This window comes from Pantoea sp. RSPAM1 (assembly GCF_038816185.1).
GTDB classification, from domain to species: domain Bacteria; phylum Pseudomonadota; class Gammaproteobacteria; order Enterobacterales; family Enterobacteriaceae; genus Pantoea; species Pantoea ananatis.
Window position 1 is genome coordinate 3,019,748 of record NZ_CP046137.1, and the last position, 26,357, is coordinate 3,046,104.

The following is a 26,357-nucleotide window of genomic DNA, read 5'->3' on the forward strand; positions in this document are numbered from 1 at the left end:
GGACAATAGCGCCTCATTTTTTCAGGTAAGCATAGCAAACTATGACAGTTCGATTGATTCTCGCCAAGGGACGTGAAAAGTCCCTGCTCCGTCGTCATCCCTGGGTTTTCTCTGGGGCCGTCGCCCGCCTTGAAGGGAAAGCCCAACAAGGGGAAACTATTGATGTCTGTGACAGTAACGGTAAATGGCTGGCGCGTGCCGCTTATTCACCTCAGTCACAAATTCGCGCTCGCGTCTGGAGCTGGCAGCAGGACGAATCTGTCGATATCGCTTTTTTTGTCCGCCGTTTTCAGCAGGCACAAATCTGGCGCGACTGGCTGGCTGCACGCGACGGCCTGGACAGCTATCGTCTGATTGCCGGGGAGTCAGACGGCCTGCCAGGCGTGACTATCGATCGCTTTGGTCAGTTTCTGGTGCTGCAACTGCTGTCTGCCGGCGCGGAGTATCAGCGCCCCGCCATTATCTCCGCGTTGCAGCAGTGTTTTCCGGATTGCGCTATCTACGATCGCTCAGATGTCGCAGTACGTAAAAAAGAAGGTCTGGAACTGACCCAGGGAACCGTAACCGGTGAACAGCCTCCCGCGCTATTGCCGATCACAGAGCACGATATGAAGCTGCTGGTAGATATCCAGGGCGGACATAAAACGGGCTACTACCTTGATCAGCGAGACAGCCGCTATGCCACACGCCGCTATGCCAAAGACGCGCGCGTACTGAACTGCTTTTCTTATACCGGAGGCTTTGCCGTTTCGGCATTGATCGGCGGCTGTAAAGAAGTGATTAGCGTTGATACGTCGCAGGATGCCCTGGATGTGGCACGTCAAAACGTCGAACTGAACGGTTTAGATTTGTCCCGTGCCCAGTTTCAGCGCGATGACGTCTTTAAGCTACTCCGCCGCTACCGCGATGAGGGTGAGAAATTTGATCTTATCATTATGGATCCGCCCAAATTTGTTGAGAACAAAAGCCAATTGATGGGCGCCTGCCGTGGCTATAAAGACATTAATATGCTGGCCATTCAGTTGCTGAATCCTGGCGGGATGTTACTGACCTTCTCCTGTTCAGGCTTGATGGCAACAGACCTGTTCCAGAAAATTATTGCGGATGCCGCGCTGGATGCAGGCCGTGACGTCCAGTTCGTTGAGCAATTCCGCCAGGCTGCCGATCATCCTGTGATCGCCACCTACCCCGAAGGTCTTTACCTGAAAGGTTTTGCCTGTCGCGTCATGTAACTTGAAAAAACTGTCTTTGCCCCCATCTCTTATGCAGGACAGTTTTTTCGGAGGTCATCATGATTGCCAGTAAATTTGGTATTGGTCAGCAGGTTCGTCATCGGTTATCCGGCGTGCTGGGTGTGATCGTGGATGTCGATCCTGAATATGCGTTAGATGAGCCACAGCTGGACGAGATCGGGGCAACTGACACGTTGCGCAGCGCGCCCTGGTATCACGTGGTCATGGAAGATGAAGAAGGCAGTCAGGTCCATACCTACGTCGCCGAAATTCAACTTGCCGGTGAAACCAGCCGTGAACATCCAGAGCAACCCTCAATGGATGAACTGGCCGCTTCAGTACGTAAGCAGCTCCAGGCACCGCATCTGCGTCACTAACAGCCGGCGGCAATCTGTTTGCCGCCGCTGTCGTTATTGCCCCATTCCCAGTCGCGGGATTTCAATTTTCGGGCAGCGATCCATCACGACCGTCATGCCCGCATCCTGTGCCAGCACGGCAGCCTGCTCATTAATCACGCCCAACTGTAACCAGAGCGTGTCCGCACCGACTGCAATGGCTTCCTGCGCGACGCCCCATGCCGCTTCCGCATTGCGGAACACATCAACCATGTCAATTTTTCCGGGTACTTCTGCCAGCGAACCATAAGCGGTTTGTCCCAACAGAGTCTGACCTGCAAGCTTAGGACTGACCGGAATCACTTCATAACCCTGATCGAGCAAATACTTCATTACCCCATAGCTGGGGCGTTCGGGGCGATCGCTGGCGCCAACCAACGCAATACGTTTTGTGCGGGTCAATACGTCGCGAATAGTCTGATCATTCATGGGGTTCTCCTTTCTGTCTGATCTTCATTGTAGTTGAGCCTTTACACACTCGCGGCGCGTCGCAAATACATATTGTGCCGCTTCGCTGTAATAAATATGTATAATTGTAAACTTAATGCCATACTGTAAGAATTTGCTACATCCATTCATTTTTAACCGGAGTCGAAATGAAGCTGTCAATGGCTGTAACGGGGTTCATTGCTCTCCTCGTTTCGGCATCCTGCTCTGCTATTACCCTGAAGCTTGATCCTCAAATCACGTTGCTGGTTTTGGACGGTCGCAAGATCTCCGGCTCACTGCTGAAAGGGGCTGACAGTTTAGAACTGGAGCGGGGTCAACATCAGTTCCTGTTTCGGGTGGAACAACCGCCTGGTGACAGCAAAACCCCTTCTCAGTCGTATCAGTCTGTGCCGATGATCGTAACATTCACCGCCGAAGCCAGGAGCATCGCCATCCGCCTGCCTCCGCTCAGCAATTCACGAGAAAGACATAACTTTGACCGTTCACCGACGTTCAGGCTGGTTGATGAAAAGGGTCAAGAGGTTTTCAGCGTGCGCGATCGCCTGCCGGTTACGGCTGGTGCGGATGTTGAAAAAGCGATGGTCAGATACAATCGTATGGGCTTAGCGGCTTCGGTGCCTCAGTTCGCCAGTCTCACCCCCTCTTCCCCGTCAGCACAACTTACTGCCGATCTTGCCTGGTCGGTTGAAACCACTACGCCGTCAATTCAGCACTGGTTTCAGCGTTTCGATGAGGCCACTCGTCAACAGTTCATCAATCTGGTCAAAATGCTGCGGGCAAGTTGATAGAGTGAAATGGCGCGGGGTAAACTGCTGCAACGGGCGTTTTTGCTCCTTTGCATCAGGATGCTGTTATGGAATACACCTTACGTACGCTTGCAAAACAAAAACATATCGCGCTGGTCGCTCATGACCACTGCAAAGACTCTCTGCTGGATTGGGTGACGCGTAATCAACCCGCGCTGGAACCTCATATTCTTTATGCGACAGGCACGACTGGCAATCTCATCAATCGTCACACCGGCCTGAACGTTAATGCAATGCTGAGTGGCCCAATGGGCGGAGACCAGCAGGTTGGTGCATTTATTGCCGAGGGCAAAATTGATGCGCTAATCTTTTTTTGGGATCCGCTAAATGCGGTTCCTCATGATCCTGATGTCAAAGCGCTGCTTCGTCTGGCGACGGTCTGGAATATCCCGGTCGCGACCAACCGGGCGACCGCCGATTTTATCATTCAGTCGCCGTTGTTTGATCAGCCCGTCGATATCCGTATTCCGGATTATGCACGTTATCTTGCCGATCGCCTGAAATAACTCAGGCTTTACGCAGCACCGGCACGTCCAGCTCACGGAAGGTCTCGACAAAGACCGAAGGTTGCTGCTTATCAAACAGCAACCAGACCTGCTGGCGCGCGCGGGTTAACGCAACATAGGCCAGCCGCCGCTCTTCCGCCTCCGGAAACGCTTCGGGCTGAGGCAGCAAGCCTTCCTCGATGATCGACTCGCGCTGCGCCGCCGGAAAGCCTTCTTTACCTTGCTGAAGCCCCAGCAGAATGACGTAATCTGCCTGCTGGCCCTTACTGGCATGAATGGTCAGAAAATCGATGTTTAATTTTGGCCAGCGGGTGTTGGCTTTATCCAGTACGTCCGGGCGCAAATAGTGGTAACGCGCCAGTATCAGCACCCGCTCGTGGGGCTTTGCATAGCCACTCAGCTTATTCAGCAACAGCTCCAACTGATCCTGGGGTAACAGGGCAATGGATTTTTTATTGCCCTTAACCAGACTGTTTAAGGGTTTGCGTAGCTGATGCGGATTTTGCTGGATGAAGCGATTTGCAACTTCACCAATACGATCGTTAAAGCGATAGGTCGTGTCCAGCACGCAGCGATCGCCCTCACCAAAATAGTGATGAAATGCCGTTGTGAGGCTCATTTCAGCCCCGCTGAAGCGGTAGATCGCCTGCCAGTCATCGCCAACAGCAAACAGCGTAGTGCGCTTGTTTTGCTGACGCAGGGCGCTGAGCAAGGCTGCACGCTGGGGGGAAATATCCTGAAATTCATCCACCAGAATATGCTTCCATGGGCTGATAAAACGCCCTTTTTCCAGGATCGCTACGGCCTGATGAATCAGCCCTGAAAAATCGACGGCGCCTTCTTCCTTGAGTGCGCTTTTCCAGGCCTTCAGCAGCGGTGCCATCAGCTTGATGCGTTTACTGAACAACTCACGTAGCGCCTCAGGAACGCCGTCAATCATGGCGGCCTGCGCACCACCGTGCATGCGCATCAGGCTTAACCAGCGTTCGAGCCGCGGTGCCAGACGCTCAGCCAGGCGATCGTCCTGCCAGAAAGGCCCTTCGTCGACCTCCCACGCCAGTTCATCACGCAGCCATTGCCGCCAGCCATTCGCCTGGGCTTTCTTTTCATGGCATTGCTGACGCCAGTTGTCGATTAATAAGGCCCGGCGCGCGGCGGCGTCGCTTTCCAGTTTACTGATGACAGGCTGTTTATTACTGCCTTCGCGGATAATGTGCAAGGCCAGAGAATGAAAAGTACGTGCCTGCATATCCGTTGCCTGGAGCCTGCTTTGGATACGGTCGTTCATCTCTTCAGCAGCATGACGGCCAAAGGCTAACAGCAGAATCTGATCGGCGCCGGCGAGTCGGCGTTGTAATAACCAGCCCGCCCGGGCAACCAGCACAGAGGTTTTGCCACTGCCCGCGCCCGCCAGTACCAGCACTGCATCCTCACCGTTTACCACGGCTTCAGCCTGAGATCCGTTAAGCGGCGTGGACTCAACCGTGGCGAAAAAATCCTGATAACGCGTGAGCATCGCAGCCGTCCAGTCGCGGTTACGCTGACGGATTGCGGCCTCGCCCTGTTGGAGCCAGTGTTGGCAAAATGCCCAATTTTCCCGACAGGACTCAAAATCGTTGATGCGTGACAGCGGGAGTGGCATGGCATCAAACTGCTTGAGAATGTGATCGTTAATCGCCTGCAGCTCACTGCGTTTTAACCAGCGGTCCTGCTCACTGAACCCGTCAATTTCAGCACGAAGGCCCTGCAGAACCGAGGCACACACGTCACTCATCTCATGGCTCCAGTCCTGCCATGCCTGCATCAGATAATGATAGAAACGTTGTGTCTCCTGCCATTCAGTGCCGTGCAAACGCACAACCTTATTGTCCGCCAGCAGAAACTCGAGCTCTCCCCAGACCATGCCACGCTTACAGGTAATGTCCGACAACTGGTTAAAGGGAATCAGATATTCGTGTTTATCACCACTGACTTCAACACCAGCGGTCAACAGGCGAACACGATTGTAAGGATGCTGGGCAAGCCGTTTGCCCATGGATGTTGCTTTAAGTTCCACGCCGACACCAACGACCGAGATAAAGAGTAATCGGAGTTTACCTGTCAGACTCTTGACGCTCCAGCCTTAAAACACGCTAAACTGCGACATATCTTGCGGAGTGCAAAAGGAAAAGCGGTTATGCGCACTGTTTTAAACATTCTTAATTTTGTATTAGGTGGCTTCTTCACCACGCTCAGTTGGCTGTTCGCGACACTGATCAGCATTGTGCTGATCTTTACCCTGCCGTTGACGCGTTCATGCTGGGAAATCACCAAACTCTCGTTTCTTCCGTTCGGCAATGAGGCGGTGCACGTGGATGTGCTGCGTCCCGACAGCAAAAGTCACATCATGAACACCGGCGGCACCTTCCTGAATATTTTCTGGCTGATTTTTTTCGGCTGGTGGCTCTGCCTGTCCCACATCTCTGTCGGTATTGTGCAGTGCGTCAGCATCATTGGTATTCCAGTGGGAATCGCGAATTTCAAGATTGCGGCTATTGCACTGTGGCCGGTCGGTCGTCGGGTTGTCTCTGTGGAAGAGGCGCGTGCCGCGCGTGATGCCAATGCCCGCCGCCGCTATTAGTATCCTGTCCGGATGGCGTAAGTATCTTTTTAACAGCACCTGGCGTTACCTGCTGCGGATTCTGTTCGCCTTAACCGGCTGTGCAGCAGTGCCCTGGGTGCTGCAGCAGATTGAATGGACCATTCCCCTCACGCTTGGGGTGGTCGCCGCTGCGCTGGCCGATCTGGATGATCGACTGGCGGGTCGTTTAAAAAATCTGCTGATTACCCTGTTGTGTTTTTGCGTTGCGTCGGTTTCAGTGGAACTGCTCTTTCCCCATCCGCTGGCCTTTATTATCGGTCTGGCAATCTCCACCTGGGGTTTTATTTTGCTGGGCGCCCTCGGTCAGCGCTATGCGACCATTGCTTTCGGCGCCTTGCTGATTGCCGTTTACACCATGTTGGGCATCGGACTGTTTTCCCAGTGGTATCTGCAGCCCATCCTGCTGCTGGTCGGCGCGCTCTGGTATAACCTGTTGACGCTGTTGGGACACGTCATGTTTCCCGTTCGCCCGGTTCAGGAGCAGCTGGCAGCCAGTTTCTCGCAGTTAGCGCAATACCTGGATGCCAAAGCTAATCTGTTTGATCCGGACGCCGATGCGAAGGATGATGCCACGTTTGTTGAGGCGGCGATGGTGAACAGCCAGCTGGTCGCCCAGCTTAATCTGACCAAAACCACACTGCAAAGCCGCTTGCGCGGCGACAGGGGCTCACGTGGTACCCGACGCAGTCTGCACTACTATTTTGTTGCGCAGGATATTCATGAACGCGCCAGCTCTTCCCATCTCCAGTATCATTTACTGCGCGGCAACTGGCGCTATAACGAAATTCTGTTCCGCTTCCAGCGCCTGCTGAATATGCAGGCTCAGGCCTGTCGACAACTGGCCCGATCTGTTTTACTACGCGAACGTTGGGAACATGACAGTCGTTTTGAGCGTGTTTTTGAACGCTTACATAATGCGATTCAACGCCTTGAAGATAGCCATCCGGATGCCACGCATACCGGGGCCCTGTTTTGGTTATTACGTAATCTGCAGGCAATTGATGCGCAGCTGGCTTCTCTCGAATCTGAGCAGGCACTGGCCGACGATCCGCAGCACAGCGACAACATGCTGTCACGTGAAGAGATCAGCGGCTGGAGCGACATCAGGCTGCGCTTCAGCCGCCACCTGACGCCCTCTTCGGCCCTGTTCCGTCATGCTGTCAGAATGTCAGTGGTCATGTGCACCGGGTACGGATTCATTCAGGTTACCGGTCTGGAACGAGGCTACTGGATTCTGCTCACCAGCTTGTTCGTTTGCCAGCCCAACTACAGCGCGACCCAGCGCAGGCTGGCACTGCGCATCGGCGGCACGCTGGCTGGCATTGCCATTGGGTTGCCTCTGCTGTGGCTGGTGCCCTCAGTAGAAGGCCAGCTGTTTCTGATTGTCGTGACGGGCGTACTCTTCTTTGCTTTCCGCCAGGTACAATACGCGCATGCCACCTTGTTTATCACCCTGCTGGTTCTGCTCTGTTTTAATCTGCTGGGTGAGGGCTTTGAGGTCGCGCTGCCGCGGGTAGTGGACACCTTACTGGGCTGCGCGCTGGCCTGGCTGGCCGTGAGCTTTATCTGGCCTGACTGGCGTTTTCGTCAGCTTCCGGCCGTTGCCACTCGCACGCTTAATGCAAACTGCCGTTATCTTGATGCGATCATGGAGCAGTACCATCAGGGCAAAGACAATCGTCTTGCTTATCGTATTGCGCGACGTGACGCTCACAACGCCGATGCTGAGCTGGCATCGGTGGTATCAAATATGAGCAGCGAACCCCGTACCAGCATTAAGCTCAGGGAGTCGGCGTTTCAGTTACTCTGCCTGAATCACTCCTTACTGAGCTATATCTCCGCTCTGGGCGCTCATCGCGACAAAGTGACCCAACCAGCTCTGCTGGCCCTGCTCGACGACACAGTATGTTATGTTGAAGATGTGCTGCAGACGGATGTCGTCAGCGACAGCCGGGCAGAGAAAATGCGTATTGAGCTGGTGCAGCGCATCGCGCAGCTGACCGCCGAGCCCGATCCGCGTGCGCCGCTGGTTTTGCAACAGTTGGGCTTGCTGGTTGCCCTGATGCCCGACATTGCGCGCCTGCGACGCTCGCTGGACTGGCGCTAACGGCCTTTTTCTTTACATTCCGGCGTACTGAGTGCGGCCTGGTACCATTCGCCTAACTCGGTTTTGATGGTTTGTGGCAGCGCCGCCTGATGATGGCCGGAAATTGCCCCTTGAAGCGCTAACAAGGTTTTAAGGCCGAGGTGTTGATTATTGCGCCGCAGCCTTAACCAGCACTGCCTGGCCCCCGCTTCACGCAGATGTTTGACGGTACAAATGCCTATCTCATGCAGCATCATTTCCAGTCGCAGGCTGACGTTAGGCAAGTCTTTTAACCGCACCTTACCCAGCCGCTCATTGTGCTCACGTTGGGCGGTCTGCAGAGAGGCCGCAGAAAGGCGAACAAGATGCTCCGGATGCGCCCACAGGCGCTCGTCTACCTTAAAATAGTTGAGGCTTACCGCAATACCCCGTTTATGGAATGTCAAGGGTTCCAGCGGCTGCTTTGCCCCGTATTGCCGTAATTCTTCACTGGCTCGCAAGTAGAGATCGTCTTCTTTTACCAGCGCAAAAACCACGCGTTCAACAGCCAGTGCATAGCCACCGAACTGGGTACGGGATTCAATTTTGCCCAGCGGGGCCAACTGCTGTATTGAGCGTAAAATTATCCGCTTCTGTTTCTTCATTTCATCACCTCCTTGTAACAAAAGTCTGCTAAAAATGTTACTATTCAGTGGGTTAGAAGATAATTAAATTCAGTTAGAGGTTCAATGAATAAATCCGTTTAAAGACAACCTGATGCAAATTTTGCGAGGCGTTTTCAGAAATTCAGGTTGATCTTTGTCCAGGATACCATTACTGTACATCCATACAGTCAACTGCTGAGTGATTAATTTATGCGCACCCAACATACCAGTAATGTATGCTCTGCTCACCGTTACGCTTCGTCCTCTGTTCCGGCGACTCATAAAGGCTGGATCACTGAATTACGCTATAGCGAACAACCCGGCATGATGCAGATGCTGCTGTTACCGCTGCTTCAGCAATTAAGCCAGCAGTCTCGCTGGCAGCTGTGGTTAACCCCTGCGCACAAGTTGAGCCGGGTCTGGATGCAGGAAGCCGGTTTGCCACTTGAGAAAAGTATGCATATCGCCGATGCCGAACGTTACAATGCCGTTGAAGCGATGATCAAAGCGCTGCGCACAGGAAATTACAGCGTCGTTTTGGCCTGGATTCCTTATGAATTAGATGAGGACGAACGTCGTGAACTTGAACAGGCAGCAGCGGAAGGAAAGGCGTTGGGGCTGATTTTACGCTCGGGTGAAACTCTCAAAACGGCAGTAAGACCAGAAAACTCGCTAAAAATTCAGTCTGATTTGTTTCATTAAGTAAAAAATGAGATTTATCTCAAGCAATTTTTTATCTCCTTCAAGGCTAAGGCACTGATTCTGCTCCCCCCAGCAATGACAACGGCTTAGCCCCTGTTTTGTGGGGTAAGCACCTCACAAAAGTTCAGGGTAAATTGTTAGAATTTATGTATAAAACACTGTTTTTTTACATAAGTGCCTCACATCACACTTGTAAGTTTCCAATCTCGTTGTAGACTTTATCTCGCCAGGGTGCTCAATAACCTCCGTTTTTTGCGGTAGAGTCATAAGCGAGCGTTTTGACCCGGCGAAGGATTAAACCAAGAGCAACCTTTATGCTCATTGCCTATTTGGATGATAACGAGGCGCAAAATGAAAAAGACAGCTATCGCAATTGCAGTGGCACTGGCTGGCTTCGCTACCGTAGCGCAGGCCGCCCCAAAAGATAACACCTGGTACACCGGTGCTAAACTGGGCTGGTCTCAGTATCACGACACTGGCTACTACGGTCACGGTTACCAAAACAACGACGGTCCAACTCATGAGAGCCAACTGGGCGCAGGCGCGTTCGCTGGTTACCAGGCTAACCCATACCTGGGTTTCGAACTGGGCTATGACTGGTTAGGCCGTATGCCTAATAAAGGCAACCAGATTAACGGCGCATTCAAAGCACAGGGCATCCAGTTGGCTGCTAAACTGAGCTACCCAATCGCAGACGATCTGGACATCTATACCCGCCTGGGTGGCATGGTATGGCGTGCAGACTCTACTCAGCAGAACCTGGCTACTGGCACTCGCATCAGCGACCACGACACCGGTGTTTCTCCACTGGCAGCCGTTGGTGTTGAATATGCTCTGACCAAAAACTGGGCAACCCGTCTGGATTACCAGTGGGTTAACAACATCGGTGATGCACAGACCGTTGGTGCTCGTCCAGACAACGGCATGCTGAGCCTGGGTGTTTCTTACCGCTTCGGTCAGGATGATGTTGCTGCGCCAGCTCCGGCTCCAGCTCCGGCTCCAGCGCCAGTGGTACAGACCAAGCGTTTCACTCTGAAATCAGACGTTCTGTTCACCTTCAACAAGTCAACCCTGAAGCCAGAAGGTCAGCAGGCTCTGGATCAGCTGTACAGCCAGCTGAGCTCCATGGATCCTAAAGACGGTTCAGTTGTTGTTCTGGGCTTCACCGATCGCATCGGTTCAGAGCAGTACAACCAGAAACTGTCTGAGAAACGTGCTCAGTCAGTAGTAGATTACCTGGTATCTAAAGGTATCCCTGCTAACAAGATCTCTGCTCGCGGCATGGGTGAATCTAACCCAGTGACTGGCAACACCTGTGACAGCGTGAAAGGTCGTAAGGCCCTGATCGACTGCCTGGCGCCAGACCGTCGTGTAGAAATCGACGTTAAAGGCATCAAAGACGTGGTAACTCAGCCACAGGCTTAAGTTATCCGTTAAAAAAAAACCCCGCTTGTGCGGGGTTTTTTTTGGTCTGAATTTATCAATGCTGCTCATCCCGTATCACGAAGTCTGAATCCGTGATTTATCGCGAGGACTCAGGACTCTTTTTCAGACCCGGGATGACCCAATATTGCCTGCAGGTCCTGCTTTAACGTCGACATCTGACTGGCATACTTCTCTTTACGTTCCGCATCTTCAATAAGCTGTACGATGGTTTCAGACAGCGTATTGTTACGACGTTGCGCCAGCCCTGCCAGTCGCTGCCAGACCAGATATTCCAGATCGATTGATTTTTTTCGGGTGTGCTGGTGCTCAGCATTGAAGTGACGTTTACGCCGGGCGCGAATAGTTTGCTTAAGCCGGTTATCCAGGTCGGGGTGAATATGCTGGCTGATCCAGTTATTTATCTCTACCGGATTATTTTCCATCACCAGTAATTTATCCACCGCGGCCTGCGCAGCGCTAAGTTCAAGGTGACGCGTGATCAGTTCACCCTCCCGATGTTTTTTCACCAGGTATTTCCACTTCCATCCACTTTCAAGATTTTCGAGCTGCTGGTATTTCATCGGAATCTCATCGTGATCGCGTAACAAACTAAGAATAACAGCTTTTTTACCGGATGCAGCAACGAAAAACATGCTGCCAGCGTCACAACATCTGAATGAACTCTGCAGTGCTTAAGCAGGGTGAATCCTGTATAATCTCGCTTTTCTCAAAACAGACAAATGCGATTATTTTGACCAGCACTCAACTTACGTGGCAAACCTTACAGCCGGATAGCACGCAATATCAATCCGTTTTCTCCCGAATCGCTGACGAAGAGACCGATGCCCTGGCAACGGTACAGCCCCGACTGCTGAACGCGCTGGCCCACTTGCATCATCAAAGTCAGGGTCTTCCCCTGCTGCTGGTTCGCAGCCAGGAAAACCGTGAATACCTTGCGCTGATAGTAGAGGCGGCTCAACGGGTTATGGGTGAGTCATCAACCCTGTCAGGCGGTGACTACCATATTCTGGCCGACAACGTCACGTTGCAACCGCCTACCGACAGCCAGCGCCCTTTTACCAGCCAGGGCGGGATTCACTATGCTGACTGGATCGAGCAGGAGCAGCTGTTTGGCTGCGTGCGGATGCACAAAGATCGGATCCAACTTGAGCCGGGGCTGATCCATCGCGCCAACGGCGGAACGTTAGTCCTTTCACTTCGTGCATTACTCACTCAGCCGCTGCTGTGGCTGCGTCTGAAAAAGAGCATTGAGCAAGGCTACATTGAGTGGCAATCCCAGGACGAACGTCGTCCCCTGCCGGTTTCCGTGCCGCCGCTCCCGCTCAAGCTAAATCTGGTGCTCTGTGGCGAGCGTGATTCACTGGCCGATTTTCAGGAGCTGGATGCTGCAGCGCATGAAATGGCGATCTACACCGAATTTGAAGAAAATATTCAGATTGTGGATGAAGACGACATGCTCGCATGGTGTCGCTGGACGGTCGATCTGGCTGGGCAGGCTGATATTGCTGCGCCCGACGAAGACTTCTGGCCCGAACTCATCAAAGAAGGTGTACGTTACAGCGGCGATCAGGATACGCTTCCTCTCTGCCCTCGCTGGCTGCTGCGCCAGCTGCGCGAGACCGCGTTGATGGGAGAGACGCTCAGTGCTGAAGCGCTGCGTGACGCCCTGGAAGCGCGCCTGTGGCGTGAAAACTACCTTAATGAACGTATGCGTGATGAAATCCTGCTACGACAGATTTTGGTTGAAACGGAAGGTGAGGTCGTCGGCCAGATAAACGGCCTGTCCGTTGTGGAATATCCCGGTCATCCGCGCGCCTGGGGCGATCCCTGCCGTATTACCTGTGTGGTGCATCCTGGCGACGGTGAATTCACCGACGTCGAACGCAAAGCGGAGTTAGGCGGCAATATTCATGCGAAAGGCATGATGATTATGCAGGCCTATTTAATTGCTGAACTGGAGCTGGATCAGCAACTGCCCTTTTCCGCTTCGCTGGTATTTGAACAATCCTATTCCGAAGTTGACGGCGACAGCGCATCGCTGGCAGAACTGTGCGCATTAATCAGCGCCCTTGCCGGTGCACCACTGAATCAGCAGATTGCGGTTACGGGCTCGGTGGATCAGTTTGGTAATGTGCAACCGGTTGGCGGGCTGAATGAGAAGATTGAAGGATTTTTTGATATCTGCCATCAGCGCGAGTTAACCGGTCAGCAAGGTGTCATTATTCCCGCCTGTAACGTTCGTCACCTTAGCCTGAACCAACAGGTGGTGAGCGCGGTGGAAGAAGGACGCTTCCATATCTGGGCGATCGACAGTGCGGATGAAGCGCTGCCGCTGCTCACGGGGAAAATATGGAATACGGAAGACGGCGAAGGCGAATGCCTGCTGCGCACCATTCAGGAGCGCATCAGTCAGATGAATCAGCCTGAGCCCTCACCGCGATCCTGGCCGCTGCGCTGGCTTAACTGGTTTAACCACCGCTAATCCTGTTTGCTCAGCGTACAACTGTTCGCTAATATTCGTGATTCACTAAAAGAAGGCATATTGAGAACATGGTAGATAAACGCGAATCCTATACCAAAGAAGACCTGATTCTGTCCGGTCGCGGTGAACTGTTCGGCGAAAATGGTCCGCCGCTTCCATCCGGCAATATGCTGATGATGGACCGCGTGGTCAAAATGACCGAAGACGGCGGTAAATACGATAAAGGCTTCGTAGAAGCTGAACTGGACATCAATCCGGACCTGTGGTTCTTTGGTTGCCACTTTATTGGCGATCCGGTGATGCCCGGCTGCCTGGGTCTTGATGCAATGTGGCAGTTGGTTGGCTTCTACCTCGGCTGGTTGGGCGGCGAAGGCAAAGGCCGTGCGCTGGGTGTGGGCGAAGTTAAATTTACTGGCCAGGTTCTGCCAGAGGCGAAAAAAGTCACCTACCGTATTCACTTCAAGCGTGTGATCAATCGTAAACTGGTGATGGGCGTTGCAGATGGTGAAGTGCTGGTTGACGGTAATCTGATTTACACCGCCAGCGATTTAAAAGTCGGTCTGTTTAAAGATACCGCAGCGTTCTGATCGTTCCCCAGAAACGAAAACCTCCGCTTTGTGCGGAGGTTATATCCCTTTTCAGTGACATCCGGCTAAGCAGCAGCCGACCTGTCCTCCATGGCTTGTCGCCAACCTCCCAACCAGTGAGACTTAGCATCTATCATTTGATACGGACACATCTCTTTAGAGCGTCCTGTAATACCTGCTTGATAACCACGTGAATGGGCGCGCTCAAGGCGGTCTCGTTTCTGTCTCTTCATACTCCGTGTCCCTCATGTAAGGTCTGTGGAATCTGGTGGAAAGAAAAAGGTGACTATTAAATGTTCAGCCACCCTTTTGTTTTACTCGCTCTGTATGAAAAGATCAATGCGCAATATTCACGCCAATGTCACAAATGTGTCCCAAAGTGGACATGAAATTTCTGTTTCGTGATGTTAGCCTGTTGCTTTATCTACATGATTTCTATAGAAACCCGATGTTACGTCAGAAAATAAGCTCTAACCGAAACAACAGGTTAATTACAAGCCCGAACCTGCCGCATTCTCAGAGGCCACATTACGGGCAATCTGTTGAGCTATCTGCTGCCAGCCCTGAGCCAGGGTTTTAACCAGGGCATCATAGCCATCTTCCTGCTGGGGCAGCACCAGGTTGAAGGCCTGCTTTGTGAAGCGCCCCTGATGTTCCAGCGTCCACTGCCCGCTAATGACCGCTTTGCCGTCATAGCGTCCCTGGAAATCGTTGACCGTAATGTTCAGGGTGTCATGTTCCTGCCCCATTAACGTCTGAGTCACCAGCCGACCGGGTAACGCTTTGGTGAGATTGGTTATCATCGTTTGCTGTAGCTGCTGATCGAGCGGGCTGGCCCACAAATTATTGGCGGCGATAACGTATTTAACCTCGCTGGTTTGATACACCAGTCCATTCCCCGCCAGATAGTCCGGAACCACAACCTGCTGTACCCACAAGGTCGGCTGTGTGTTTGCCTCACGGCTGATCACCTGCATCGAGGCTGCCCCTGAGGGCAGCTGATAGTAAGTGGTATTCACCGTGCTGCTACAGGCACTCAGTGCAAGAGCGGCCAAAAAAACGAGTCCTTTATTCATTGTTTCGCCCTCTTCGGCTGGGGATCCTGTCCCGGTTTTGCTTCGAACACTAACGCATTACTTTTGGCATTTAGCGTCTTCAGCACTGGCTGCAGTTCGCGCAGCACCTGATCAAGCCGTTGCATATCGCCCACCAGCTTGCTGTAGGCCGGTGAGCCGGGCTGCAGGCCTTTCATACTCCGGTTGAGTTCACGTAGCGTCTGCTGTGTCTCTTCCGGTAGCGTTTTCATCGCCGGACTGCTGGTTACGACATTAATGTTGTCGATGGTACGTTGCAGATCACGCAGGGTTTTCTGGCTCTCCTTCAGCGTTCCGGTGGCTTCCGACACCATATTGTTGAGCGGTAGACCGTTAATTTTATCCAGCGCAGCCATCAGTTTCTGCTGAATCTGGCTCAGGCCACCACTCACCGTCGGGATCACTTCATAACCCGCGACTTTATCCGGCCCTTTATAGGCAGGGGCATTGTCATAGAAGTCGATATCGACAAACAGCGCGCCAGACAACAGGTTGCCGGTTTTCAACGTTCCGCGCAGGCCACGTTTCTTACCGTCCTGCAGATGCTGCTCAAGATCGAAGTTTTCACCCAGGCGGTTAACAAAGCGATCGGGTTCAATGCGAATCAACACCGGCACGCGGTAGTCATTATTCAGCGCCTGCGCAGTGCCTGCATTCATGAACGGCACCTCCGCAACGGTACCCAGACGAATGCCGCGGAATTCAACTGGCGCGCCCACCTGCAGTCCACGAATCGAATCAGAGAAGAACATCAGATAGTCGACATGATTGGTATACAGTGAATCCTGAATACTGCGCTGATCGTCAAACAGGTGATATTCAGCCTGATTCTGCGCCGCCTTACCTAAATCCCAGCCGTCAGGCACGTCAAAGCTGACCCCGCCGCTAAACAGCGTGGTGAGCGACCCCATTTCAACCCGCATGCCCGATGCCGACATATCCACCGCGATGCCGCTGTCTTTCCAGAAACGCACATTGGTGGTCACCAGGCGATCGTAAGGGGCGGCGATAAACAGCTGATAGGTCATCATGCGCTTATCGGTGTCGAAGCTGCTGGTTTCAACGGTGCCGACACGATAGCCGCGAAACAGTATCGGATCGCCAGCGTTAAGCTGACCCGCTTTTTTGCTGTCGAGTGTAATACGAATGCCCTTCGCATCTGGCGGCGCTAACGGCGGGGCATCCAGCAAGGTGTACTGATCCAGGGGATCTTTTTTGGTACCCGGCTGCAGCTCGATATACGCACCAGACAGCAACGTTCCTAAGCCCGTAATGCCTTCACGACCGACCTGCGGCTTAACGACCCAAAATACGCTGTCGCTGTGCAGCAGCTTTTCCATACCTGAATTCAGTCGGGCTTTAATCTCGACGTGATGGAGATCGTCTGTGAGAACGGCACTCTCGACCACCCCGACATTGACGCTGCGGCTTTTGATGGTGGTTTTACCCGCTTCGATTCCCTCTGCGCTCTCGGTGATCAGCGTCACTTCCGGTCCCTGATGGCTAAAATGATAAAACAGAATCCAGCCGCCAATTAACAGCGTGACAATAGGGACGATCCATACCGGTGACCAGCGCTTAATCTGATCCACTTTGGCATGACCGTGATTATTTTCCGTCAAGATGCGGCTCCTTCATATTTTTCTCACCAGCACGATCCCAGGTTAAGCGCGGGTCAAACGTCATTGCTGCAATCATGGTCAGAATCACCACCAGCGCAAACAACACCGCTCCCCATGCCGGATACACTTTCATTAACTGTCCCATGCGCACCAGCGCGGAGAGCACGGCAATCACAAAGACGTCGATCATTGACCAACGCCCAACAAACTCAACCACCTCATAGATCAAGTGCATTTTATGGCTGTCGCGCTGTCCGCGTCCGCTGGCATCCCAGCACAGCCAGCCAATCGCCAGCATCTTCAGAGACGGAACCATAATACTGGCGATAAAAATCACCAGCGCGACCGGATAAGATCCATCGCCCCAAAGTAAAATTACCCCGGCCATGATGTTCGACGGCATCGCCGATCCCAGCGTTTCGGTAATCATAATCGGCAGCAGATTGGCGGGCACATAAAGCATAACGGAGGTTATCAGCAGCGCCATTGTCCACTGCAGGCTGTGTTTACGGCGGGCATCGGCAACCACGCCGCAGCGCGGACATTCCCGCTGTGTCACAGGTAACACCGCAGTGCAGCACGGACAGGAGCGCAAGCCCTGCGTTAATCCGCTTACGCCTGCCTGGGGCGCATGGGGTAAAGACGGCATCGCTTCAATACGATCCCACAGCCAGCGGCGATCCAGGCACTGAAACGCGCGCAGTTGCAAAAGACAAAACAGACACCAGGGCCAGAAGCTGGTTTCGAGGCCAATTTCGCCATAGGCCATGAGCTTGACGAAACTGACCAGCACCCCGGCCATGAAGATTTCTGCCATTCCCCAGCTGCGCATATGAAAAAGAATACGCGCCAGGCCCAGTTTCAGGCTGACAGGCATTCTCACCTGATTGACCAGCAGGACAAGGGTGATCATACAAAAGGCGGGAATCCCCTGGACAAACAACAGGAAAAGTGTAGCCAGGCTGGCGTAATCGTCGGCTACCATCACCCTGGGGATTTGCATCAGGCTGATCTGACTGGACAGCCCGGCGACTTTCATGGTGATAAACGGAAACAGATTGGCCAGCACCAGCATAAACAGCGCGGCCAGCGCGTAACCGGTCGGACGCTTACGCGGCTCCGACCAGTTGACGGTCAGGGAGGTATGGCAGCGCGGACAGGACGCTCGGCTGCCAACGGGAATGGCCGGCAGTTTTACCATTAAGTCGCACTGTGGACAGAGCATCCACGCGTTCGTTTTCTCAGCTGAACACATTCCCGCCCCTTAATGACTATGCGCCGTTTCTCATTGATTCCAGCTCTTCCCAACGCGCAAAAGCGGTTTCCAGCTGCTGTTCGACGTCTGCCAGCTCATCAAGCACCGGCTGCGTTTTATCGTGTGGCTGACTGAAAAAATCCGGATGACTCATTTTGGCCTGAAGCTCGCCAATACGCGCCTCCAACTGTTCCAGCTTTTGCGGTAACTGTTCCAGTTCACGCGTCAGGTTATAGCTTAGTTTGTTCGCGTTACGTTTGGCAGCGTCATTTTTCGCATCGGCAGGCCTGGGGGCACTATTTGTCCCCTTTGCTGAGCCCTGCACCTTTTGCTGTTTGTACGCTGCACGCTGCTGCTGCGCATCGTGATAGCCGCCGACAAAAGTCCCTATCTCGCCGTTGCCTTCAAAAATCCAGCATTCGGTTACGGTGTTGTCAACGAACTGACGATCGTGACTGACCAGCAGCACAGTGCCCTGATAACCGTCGATGAGTTCTTCCAGCAGCTCCAGCGTTTCCACATCAAGGTCATTGGTCGGTTCATCAAGGATCATCAGGTTACTGGGACGCAGGAACAGACGCGCCAGCAGCAGGCGGTTACGCTCCCCACCCGACAGCGCCCTGACCGGCGTCATCGCGCGTTTAGGATGGAACAGGAAATCCTGCAGGTAGCCCAGCACGTGACGCGGTTTACCATTGACCAGCACCTCTTGTTTGCCTTCCGCCAGATTGTCCATCACGGTCCGATCGGGATCGAGTTCCGCACGGTGCTGGTCGAAATAAGCCACTTCAAGTTTGGTCCCGGAGTGCACACGACCATGGTCGGCCTTCAGCTGTTGCAGCATCAGACGCAGTAACGTGGTTTTACCACAGCCGTTCGGCCCAATCAGGGCGATTTTGTCCCCGCGCTGCACCTGGGCAGAGAAATCTTTCACCAGCTGCTTACCGTCTACCGCGTAATCCACGTTTTCCAGTTCAAAGACAATTTTGCCGGAGCGTGATGCTTCACCGACCTGCATATTGGCTTTGCCCATGACTTCACGGCGTTCTGAACGCTCACGACGTAAGGCTTTTAACGCCCGAACGCGGCCTTCATTACGGGTTCGACGTGCTTTGATGCCCTGACGGATCCAGACTTCTTCCTGTGCCAGCTTGCGGTCAAACTCAGCATTTTGCATCTCTTCAACGCGCAGGGCTTCTTCTTTGCCTTCCAGATACGCGTCGTAGTTACCCGGCCAGGAGACCAGCTTGCCGCGGTCCAGATCCACAATACGGGTGGCCATATTACGGATAAAAGAACGGTCGTGAGAGATAAAAACGATACTGCCGCTGAAGCTTTTCAGGAAGGTCTCCAGCCAGTCAATCGTTTCAATATCAAGGTGGTTGGTTGGCTCATCCAGCATCAGTACGCGAGGATTACTCACCAGCGCACGGCCCAGCGCGGCTTTACGCAACCAGCCACCGGACAGAGACGACAGTTCTGTGTCCGGCGACAGACCAATCTGCTGCAGCACGTCCATGATACGACTTTCCAACTGCCATAAATTGTGATGATCCAGGATGCCCTGCAGACGCGCCATCTCATTGAGATTTTTATCACTGGGATCGTCCATCACCAGGTGCGAGATAGCATGATAGGCTTTGAGGTGCTCCGCCTGTTCTTCGACCCCCTCTGCCACAAAATCATAAACTGATCCGGTGATATTGCGCGGCGGATCCTGCTGGAGCCGCGCCACGACCAGATCGGTTTCATAAATGATGCGTCCGTCATCCAGCGGCTGCTCGCCGTTGATGATTTTCATCAGTGTGGATTTGCCCGCCCCGTTTCGGCCAACCAGACACACGCGCTCATTTTCTTCGATATGCAGTTCGGTATTGTCTAACAGAGGCGCATCGCTAAAAGACAGATAAGCGCCGTGGATACTAATCAATGACATGAAACTTATTCCTTACCAGCATGAGTGATCAGCCAGCAGTTATGAATTTGGCGGTTACGCGCAAAATCCTGTGACAGGGTTTTCTGAGTGATGTCCTGAGCCTGGAGCCCCAATGCGTTAAGGCCATCCAGATCCATTTTGAAACCACGTTTATTATTCGAGAACATGATAGTACCGCCTTTACGCAACAGCCGTTTCAGGTTACGCATCAGCATCATATGATCGCGCTGCACATCAAAACTCTCTTCCATACGTTTTGAGTTAGAGAACGTGGGCGGATCGATAAAGATCAGGTCGAAATTTTCGTCGCTCTCGTTCAGCCAGCTCAGGCAGTCGGCATGAAGCAGGCGATGCTGACGACCGGTGAGGCCGTTCAGCCGCAGGTTACGCTCTGCCCACTCCAGATAGGTACGCGACATATCCACGGTGGTGGTGGAGCGCGCGCCGCCCAGACCCGCATGCACGCTGGCAGAGCCGGTGTAAGCAAACAGGTTCAGGAAATCCTTGCCCTGACTCATCTGACCCAGCATCTTGCGGGCAATACGGTGATCGAGAAACAATCCCGTATCCAGATAGTCAGTCAGGTTCACCAGGAAACGGGCGTTAAATTCCTGCACTTCAAAATAGTCGCCCTTCTCACTCAGCTTTTGATACTGCGCTTTGCCCTTCTGACGTTCGCGCGTCTTGAGGATTAAGCGGTTTGACGGCAGCGCCAGCACGCTCAGCGTGGCACTAATCACGTCAAACAGGCGCTGACGGGCTTTATTCGCGTCAATGGTTTTGGGTGGCGCATATTCCTGCACCACCACCCAGTCCGCATAGCGATCCACAGCCACATTATAGTCCGGCAGATCGGCGTCATAAATGCGGTAGCACTCGATGCCTTCCTGGCGCGCCCACTTATCCAGCTTCTTGAGGTTCTTGCGCAAGCGGTTCGCGTAATCTTCAGCAATCTGATTACCGCGCTCAGCGCTGTTCGCCGACAGCTGATAGTTTTTCTGCACACAGTCCAGCGGGCCATTTTTAGCTTTGAACTGACGGTCGGCACGCAGTTGCAGACAGCTCAGTAGTTCGGGCGATGCGCTAAACAGCGACAGACTCCAGCCGGCGAAGTGCTGCTTCATCAACCGGCCAAGCTGGCTGTGCAGCGCAACAAGCGCAGGCTCACTTTCAAGACGTTCACCGTAAGGTGGGTTACTGAGCACCGTTCCCGTCACCTCAGTCTGAAGAGGATTCTGCAGCTTCAGCAAATCCTGTTGGCCAAAGGTGAACAGTTCAAAAACCCCGGCACGACGTGCATTCGCTTTTGCCCATTCCAGCACCCGGCCATTATTGTCATAACCATAAAAGCGCGCCTGGCACGCCACCGTCCCGGCACGGGCGCGGGCCTGAGCATCGCTCTTGACCTCGCGCCACAGGCTTTCGTTAAAACCGGCCCATGCCGTGAAGCCCCACTGGTTACGCAGTAAACCCGGCGCGCGGTCGCAGGCGATCAGCGCCGCTTCGATCAGTAAGGTGCCTGAACCACACATCGGATCGATGAGCGGCGTGGACGGCTGCCAGCCTGAACGCATCACAATCGCTGCGGCCAGGTTTTCTTTCAGCGGCGCCTGACCCGTTTGCTGACGATAGCCGCGCTGATGCAGGGCGCTGCCGCTTAAGTCCAGCGCTATACTGGCGCGGTCGTCATCAAGCCAGACGTTGATACGAATATCGGCCTGTTCACGATCCACGTCCGGGCGTGCCAGGTTACGACGGGTAAAACTGTCGACAATCGCATCTTTGACGCGCAGCGCGCCAAACTGACTGTTACGGATCTCATCGTTGGTGCCATTAAAGTGCACCACGAAAGTTTTGTCGCTACCGAACATGGCGGGCCAGTCAATGCTCTGCACGCCCAGATAGAGATCGAGATCGCTGTAAACGCCGACCTCGGTCAGAGGCAGCAAAATACGCGAAGCCAGACGACTCCACATCAGGCTTTGGTACATTACGCGGTCATCGGCCTTGAAGTGAACGCCTCCCTGTACCACTTGCAAATCCTGCGCGCCCAGCGCGTCCAGCTCATTTTTTAACAGCTCTTCGAGCCCACGCGCCGTGCTGGCAAACAGAGAATTCATATCGTCACTTTTTTACTCTTGAGAAAATTGTTGCGCATTATAGCGAATCGCAGACCTATGTCATAAAGTTAGCTTCTTTTGTCTTGCGCGCCCGCTTCTGGAGACTTTCATGATCACGCTTTCCCGCTTATTTATCCATCCCGTAAAATCCATGCGCGGATTGCAGGTCTCACATGCCTGGGCTGCCAGTAGCGGGTTAACCTATGACCGTATCTTTATGGTGACCGAACCTGACGGAACCTTTATTACGGCGCGTCAGTTTCCGGAGATGGTGCAGTTCACGCCGGCGATTACGCCAGACGGTCTGTTCTTACAGGCCCCCGACGGCAGCCAGTCGCTCATTCGTTTTGCCGACTTTACCCATGCTGAGCAGCCCACGGAGGTCTGGGGCAATACGTTTACCTCGCGAATCGCACCCGAGACGATCAACCAGTGGCTGAGTGCATTTTTTCCACGACCGGTGCAGCTACGCTGGGTCGGACCGCAGCCTTCACGCCGCGTCAAGCGTTTTACCGATGTGCCACTGGGTTTTGCCGATGGATATCCCTACCTGCTTGTGAACAGTGCTTCGCTGCAGGATTTACAGCAGCGCTGTCCCGCCAGCGTGCGAATCGAACAATTCAGGCCGAACCTGGTCGTGAGTGGCGCACCTGCGTGGGATGAAGACAGCTGGGCGGAGATCGCTATCGGTCAGGTTAATTTCGCCGTTCCAAAGCCCTGTAGCCGCTGTGTTTTTACCACGATTGGCGTGGAGAGTGGTCAGAAGCATCCTGAGGGGCAACCTTTGACCACGCTGCAGGGCTTTCGTACGGCGCAGGATGGCAGCGGGGACATTGATTTTGGCCTGAATCTGATCGCGCTCAACAGCGGTATTATTCGCGCTGGCGACGCCGTCAGGATACTGAAACGCCAGCCGCCGCGCGCCTATGGTCCAGGAGAGGTGACTGAAACACTGAAACCGCAACGGCAACCCGCCGCGCAGGTAACCATCACCTGGCAGGGCCAGCGTTTCAGCGGTGATAATCAGCAGGTCTTACTTGAGCAGCTTGAAGCCCAGGGCTTTCGCATCCCCTACTCATGTCGGGCGGGTCTGTGCGGCAGTTGTAAAATAACGCTGGTTGCGGGAAAGGTGAACGCCTTAAAGCAAAGCGCCATCCGTCACGATGGCACTATATTGAGTTGCAGCTGTATTCCTGCAAGCGATATCGAGGTGATCTGAATTACACCGCGCGCGCATAGCGCGTGGTTTTTTCCTGCTGGTGCGGTTGTAGCCGATCGTTCATCACTTTAATCGCATCGCCAAGCACCATCCCTTTGCCCGCCAGCGTCAGCGCGGGCTGAGCCAGTAAGCAGAGTGCGGCATTATCGCCGTTTTCAACCACCAGCAGTCGCGCCTGCTCGCCGCTGTCCGCCAGCGTCACCGCCACCATCTCACCCACCGCAGGCTGCATAGGCTGGCGGTGCGCGGAGAAATGCCAGCTTTTTGGCATTAGTGGCTTGAGGAAACGTGCGGCAACCAGCGCATTTAAAACCAGCTCGGCACGCTGGTCGCTACTTAGCGGGCTTTGACGACACTTCTCTTCGAAGGTGAAATAAAGCGCCGCATCGTCAACACAGAATCCGGATTCGGTAAAAGCATCAGGGGTCAGCATTTTACGTGCATAGCGGGAACGAAAAAGCATACCGTCAGCCAGATCGAGCATCATACGGTCGTGCTCTGCGTCGTAGAACCAACGCCATTTGTCATCGGGTTTAATTTTCATCATGTGCCCTGTATTTACCGCTGCGCTAAAGCTAAAAATCCATAAAATAAAATGCATGCTGAAAAATCGTGCAACAGGACAAAATATAAACGAGCCGGAGGGATAAATAAACCCCCCGGCGCATTATTATGGCGAATGTCTTAGATATGGGTCACGATATCTTTAATTAAACCGGGCCCTTTATAAATAAAGCCAGAATAAATTTGAACCAATGTCGCGCCCGCTGCTATTTTTTCACGCGCAGCAGTAAGCGAATCAATACCGCCAACGCCAATAATGGGCAATCTTCCCTGTAACTCCTGCGACAGTCGCTGGATGACGGCGGTACTGCGTGACTGTACCGGTCGACCGCTTAATCCACCGGTTTCTTCGCCATATTTCAGGCCCATTACCAGAGAACGATCGAGTGTGGTATTTGTCGCAATGACACCATCAATTTGGTGACGTAGTAAACTGTCGGCAACCTGGATCAATTCCTCTTCAGAAAGATCCGGCGCGATCTTAACAGCCACCGGCACATATTTGAGATGCCGTTTTTCCAGATCTTTCTGTTTGGCTTTTATGGAAATGAGCAGATCGTCCAGCGCCTCACCATATTGTAACGCGCGTAAACCCGGCGTATTCGGTGATGAAATATTGATCGCGATATAACCGGCGTGCGCGTACACCTTCTCCATACAGATCAGATAATCGTCTTTCCCCTGCTCCACGGGTGTGTCTTTATTTTTGCCAATATTGATCCCGAGTACGCCTTTGAAGCGGGATTTTTTTACGTTTTCAACCAGGTTATCAACGCCGAGATTATTAAATCCCATGCGGTTAATAATCCCTTCGGCTTCCACTAAGCGAAACATGCGTGGCTTGTCATTGCCCGCCTGCGCGCGCGGCGTGACCGTTCCGACCTCCACAAAGCCGAATCCCATTGCCCCAAATGCATCAATACACTCGGCGTTTTTATCCAGGCCCGCCGCCAGGCCAAGCGCATTGTCGAAGGTCAGCCCCATGCAGGTAACCGGACGCGAGGGTAAATGCTGGCGAATGATCATTTCCAGCGGCGTGCCGCTCATAAAGCGTAATTGCTGAAAGGTGAGATGGTGCGCACGTTCAGGATCGAGCCTGAATAACGCCGGTCGGACAATTGAGTAAAACATGCACTCTCCTGGAAGACGGAAGCGATGGTGAAAATCAGTGCACGGGAAATTGTGCGCCAGAATGGTAAGGTGCTCTGGCGCAAAAGTAAATCGCGGGGCGCTAAGTCGGGAGACTGTTTAAAGCCGTTTTGATCTTACACAACGGAATCGTTTGCTGTAGGTGAATTCAGCCTGTCCGGAAAAGCATAGTCGCGCCAGATGTTATGCCGTACCATAATGCCGAAGATACCAATACAGACCAGCACCTCTGCCAGCACCATCGACCAGGCCGCACCGATGGCACCAAACTTCCATGCCAGCAGACAGCACACCGGGACGTTAACCACCCCCGCAACCATCATTACCATCATACGTTGCCGCGCCAGTCCATGCGGAATCAAAATCTGCAGGCCCGCCGGATAGGCAATATTGCCAAACAGGAAGCAGAGTACAAAGACGCGCAGCACATCCGCTGACGGCAGGAAGTCTTTCCCTAACAGCAGTGCCACAACCTCATCGGCAAACAGCCAGGTGAAGATCACGATAGACAGGCTCAACGCAAATGACAGCATCAGGCTTTTGCGCGTCGCCGCCACTGCGGCGGCTTTATCACGCCCAAATAAGTGGCTTACGCGGGGGAAAAACGCGCTACCAATCTGCTCCGGCACCGAATTGGCGGCCTTGCGCAGCCTGTCCGCACCGTTATAGATCCCCACCATATAGTGCGAGGTAAACGACGCCAGAATCACGACGTTTACGCTGTTAAACAGATTAGCACCTGCGATGGCAATAAAGACATCGGCACTGTCGGTGATGCGCTGTTTGATTTCACGTGGTTCAAAGCGATACGCGCCAATCACCTTCATTTCCAGCACAAACTTCAGCGTAATGATGGCATTGATGATCGATACCGCGCCCGGTATCAACGCAGCCAGCCAGGTATCGTCTGGCGTTTTAACCAGTAGGAACGTGAGCGGAATGGCACAAAAATTACCAAAAGTGGCAATCACTGCGGTTTTGCCGAGCTTTTCGAAGCCCTGCATTAACCAGCCAAACGAAAACAGTGAACCGATTAAGGTGGTGCAGTTGGCCAAAATAATAAAGAACAGCGAATGCCAGGACGGATTAAACCACGTCGCAGTGAGTAACGTACCGCTGGTCACCAGTAACAGCATCAGCTTGGCGTTAAAGGTGGACCAAAAAAGCTGGGTAACACGTGCCTTATCGTCACGGTGATGGGCAATGTCCTTCGTGGTAAAAACATTGAATCCCCAGTCGGAAATGGTACTGCAGTAAAGGACGCAGGCAATCGCCAGCGCCAGAATCCCCATATGGTCCACTCCCAGCACGCGCGCCAGATAGGGGAGCGTCGCCAGCGGAAACAGGAACGAGGCTCCCCGGTACGCCAGCAAAGATAAGATATTCACTACTAAACTTTTATCGAGCACTTTTGCCATGTC

Annotated in this window: 24 protein-coding genes; 11 read left to right on the forward strand and 13 right to left on the reverse strand. The window is 53.3% G+C overall.

The features are described from left to right. The first annotated feature begins 41 nt into the window (after positions 1-41). Positions 42-1,232, forward strand: coding sequence for a 23S rRNA (cytosine(1962)-C(5))-methyltransferase RlmI (rlmI, locus tag GKC68_RS14705; RefSeq protein ID WP_047715552.1), 1,191 nt, complete (start codon positions 42-44; stop codon positions 1,230-1,232). 59 nt (positions 1,233-1,291) lie between these two features. Then, positions 1,292-1,609 (forward strand): heat shock protein HspQ, encoded by a 318-nt coding sequence (gene hspQ, locus GKC68_RS14710; RefSeq protein ID WP_028723662.1) that lies wholly within the window; start codon positions 1,292-1,294, stop codon positions 1,607-1,609. 33 nt (positions 1,610-1,642) lie between these two features. Here the strand turns inward: hspQ and GKC68_RS14715 are convergent, their stop codons facing one another. Continuing rightward, positions 1,643-2,056 (reverse strand): CoA-binding protein, encoded by a 414-nt coding sequence (locus tag GKC68_RS14715; RefSeq protein WP_028723663.1) that lies wholly within the window; start codon positions 2,054-2,056, stop codon positions 1,643-1,645. A 167-nt stretch (positions 2,057-2,223) separates the two neighbouring features. Here GKC68_RS14715 and GKC68_RS14720 point away from each other — a divergent pair, with 167 nt between their 5' ends. Together GKC68_RS14720 and mgsA are read left to right on the forward strand one after the other, a co-directional pair. Further along, positions 2,224-2,862 (forward strand): DUF2057 family protein, encoded by a 639-nt coding sequence (locus GKC68_RS14720; RefSeq protein WP_028723664.1) that lies wholly within the window; start codon positions 2,224-2,226, stop codon positions 2,860-2,862. 68 nt (positions 2,863-2,930) lie between these two features. Beyond that, positions 2,931-3,389: a methylglyoxal synthase gene (mgsA, locus tag GKC68_RS14725; protein ID WP_028723665.1), complete on the forward strand. Its 459-nt coding sequence runs from the start codon at positions 2,931-2,933 to the stop codon at positions 3,387-3,389. A gap of 1 nt (position 3,390) precedes the next feature. Here the strand turns inward: mgsA and helD are convergent, their stop codons facing one another. After that, a complete protein-coding gene (gene helD, locus GKC68_RS14730; protein WP_058706741.1) occupies positions 3,391-5,445 on the reverse strand; it encodes a DNA helicase IV in 2,055 nt (684 codons plus the stop codon). 120 nt (positions 5,446-5,565) lie between these two features. Between helD and GKC68_RS14735 the strand changes: the two genes are divergently transcribed. Next, positions 5,566-6,009: a YccF domain-containing protein gene (locus GKC68_RS14735; protein ID WP_014606171.1), complete on the forward strand. Its 444-nt coding sequence runs from the start codon at positions 5,566-5,568 to the stop codon at positions 6,007-6,009. Further along, positions 5,990-8,137, forward strand: coding sequence for a YccS family putative transporter (yccS, locus tag GKC68_RS14740; protein ID WP_028723667.1), 2,148 nt, complete (start codon positions 5,990-5,992; stop codon positions 8,135-8,137). Before GKC68_RS14735 ends, yccS begins: the two co-directional genes overlap by 20 nt. Here the strand turns inward: yccS and GKC68_RS14745 are convergent. Continuing rightward, complete coding sequence (locus GKC68_RS14745; RefSeq protein ID WP_028723668.1) at positions 8,134-8,760, reverse strand: TfoX/Sxy family DNA transformation protein; 627 nt, start codon at positions 8,758-8,760, stop codon at positions 8,134-8,136. The genes yccS and GKC68_RS14745 overlap by 4 nt on opposite strands. 210 nt (positions 8,761-8,970) lie before the next feature. Between GKC68_RS14745 and sulA the strand changes: the two genes are divergently transcribed. Both sulA and ompA read left to right on the forward strand, forming a co-directional pair. Next, positions 8,971-9,462 (forward strand): SOS-induced cell division inhibitor SulA, encoded by a 492-nt coding sequence (gene sulA / locus GKC68_RS14750; RefSeq protein WP_028723669.1) that lies wholly within the window; start codon positions 8,971-8,973, stop codon positions 9,460-9,462. Between the two features lie 351 nt (positions 9,463-9,813). Beyond that, on the forward strand, positions 9,814-10,887 hold the full coding sequence (gene ompA, locus GKC68_RS14755; RefSeq protein WP_028723670.1) for a porin OmpA: 1,074 nt from the start codon (positions 9,814-9,816) through the stop codon (positions 10,885-10,887). A 110-nt stretch (positions 10,888-10,997) separates the two neighbouring features. On the opposite strand, the gene matP is transcribed toward ompA, so the two are convergent. Continuing rightward, positions 10,998-11,468, reverse strand: coding sequence for a macrodomain Ter protein MatP (gene matP, locus GKC68_RS14760; RefSeq protein ID WP_014606174.1), 471 nt, complete (start codon positions 11,466-11,468; stop codon positions 10,998-11,000). Between the two features lie 95 nt (positions 11,469-11,563). Here matP and GKC68_RS14765 point away from each other — a divergent pair, with 95 nt between their 5' ends. Further along, on the forward strand, positions 11,564-13,390 hold the full coding sequence (locus GKC68_RS14765) for a Lon protease family protein (protein ID WP_028723671.1): 1,827 nt from the start codon (positions 11,564-11,566) through the stop codon (positions 13,388-13,390). Positions 13,391-13,458: 68 nt separating this feature from the next. After that, entirely contained in the window at positions 13,459-13,977 is a 519-nt protein-coding gene (gene fabA / locus GKC68_RS14770) for a bifunctional 3-hydroxydecanoyl-ACP dehydratase/trans-2-decenoyl-ACP isomerase (RefSeq protein ID WP_008925876.1), read from the forward strand. A 65-nt stretch (positions 13,978-14,042) separates the two neighbouring features. Here fabA and rmf read toward each other — a convergent pair whose 3' ends face one another. From rmf to rlmKL, 6 genes are all read right to left on the reverse strand, one after another. Beyond that, positions 14,043-14,210 (reverse strand): ribosome modulation factor, encoded by a 168-nt coding sequence (gene rmf / locus GKC68_RS14775; protein WP_006118662.1) that lies wholly within the window; start codon positions 14,208-14,210, stop codon positions 14,043-14,045. Between the two features lie 258 nt (positions 14,211-14,468). Then, positions 14,469-15,053 carry a membrane integrity-associated transporter subunit PqiC gene (pqiC, locus tag GKC68_RS14780; protein ID WP_064367303.1) on the reverse strand — a complete coding sequence of 195 codons (585 nt, stop codon included), beginning with the start codon at positions 15,051-15,053 and terminating at the stop codon, positions 14,469-14,471. Next, on the reverse strand, positions 15,050-16,693 hold the full coding sequence (pqiB, locus tag GKC68_RS14785; protein WP_047715545.1) for an intermembrane transport protein PqiB: 1,644 nt from the start codon (positions 16,691-16,693) through the stop codon (positions 15,050-15,052). The genes pqiC and pqiB overlap by 4 nt, the downstream gene beginning before the upstream one ends. Further along, the gene (gene pqiA / locus GKC68_RS14790) at positions 16,680-17,948 is read right to left on the reverse strand and encodes a membrane integrity-associated transporter subunit PqiA (protein ID WP_028723674.1); all 1,269 of its coding nucleotides are present in this window, start codon (positions 17,946-17,948) and stop codon (positions 16,680-16,682) included. The genes pqiB and pqiA overlap by 14 nt, the downstream gene beginning before the upstream one ends. Before the next feature lie 16 nt (positions 17,949-17,964). Further along, a complete protein-coding gene (locus tag GKC68_RS14795; protein WP_047715544.1) occupies positions 17,965-19,884 on the reverse strand; it encodes an ABC transporter ATP-binding protein in 1,920 nt (639 codons plus the stop codon). Positions 19,885-19,889: 5 nt separating this feature from the next. Next, positions 19,890-22,004: a bifunctional 23S rRNA (guanine(2069)-N(7))-methyltransferase RlmK/23S rRNA (guanine(2445)-N(2))-methyltransferase RlmL gene (gene rlmKL / locus GKC68_RS14800; RefSeq protein WP_221611107.1), complete on the reverse strand. Its 2,115-nt coding sequence runs from the start codon at positions 22,002-22,004 to the stop codon at positions 19,890-19,892. Between the two features lie 109 nt (positions 22,005-22,113). On the opposite strand from rlmKL, the gene GKC68_RS14805 reads away from it, so the two are divergent. Then, positions 22,114-23,223 carry a YcbX family protein gene (locus GKC68_RS14805; RefSeq protein ID WP_047715542.1) on the forward strand — a complete coding sequence of 370 codons (1,110 nt, stop codon included), beginning with the start codon at positions 22,114-22,116 and terminating at the stop codon, positions 23,221-23,223. 1 nt (position 23,224) lies between these two features. Here GKC68_RS14805 and GKC68_RS14810 read toward each other — a convergent pair whose 3' ends face one another. From GKC68_RS14810 to GKC68_RS14820, 3 genes are all read right to left on the reverse strand, one after another. Next, the gene (locus GKC68_RS14810) at positions 23,225-23,767 is read right to left on the reverse strand and encodes a cell division protein ZapC (RefSeq protein WP_015700640.1); all 543 of its coding nucleotides are present in this window, start codon (positions 23,765-23,767) and stop codon (positions 23,225-23,227) included. A gap of 140 nt (positions 23,768-23,907) precedes the next feature. Next, the gene (gene pyrD, locus GKC68_RS14815; protein ID WP_047715541.1) at positions 23,908-24,918 is read right to left on the reverse strand and encodes a quinone-dependent dihydroorotate dehydrogenase; all 1,011 of its coding nucleotides are present in this window, start codon (positions 24,916-24,918) and stop codon (positions 23,908-23,910) included. Positions 24,919-25,052: 134 nt separating this feature from the next. Continuing rightward, positions 25,053-26,354: a flippase gene (locus GKC68_RS14820; protein WP_028723680.1), complete on the reverse strand. Its 1,302-nt coding sequence runs from the start codon at positions 26,352-26,354 to the stop codon at positions 25,053-25,055. Between the last annotated feature and the right edge of the window lie 3 nt (positions 26,355-26,357).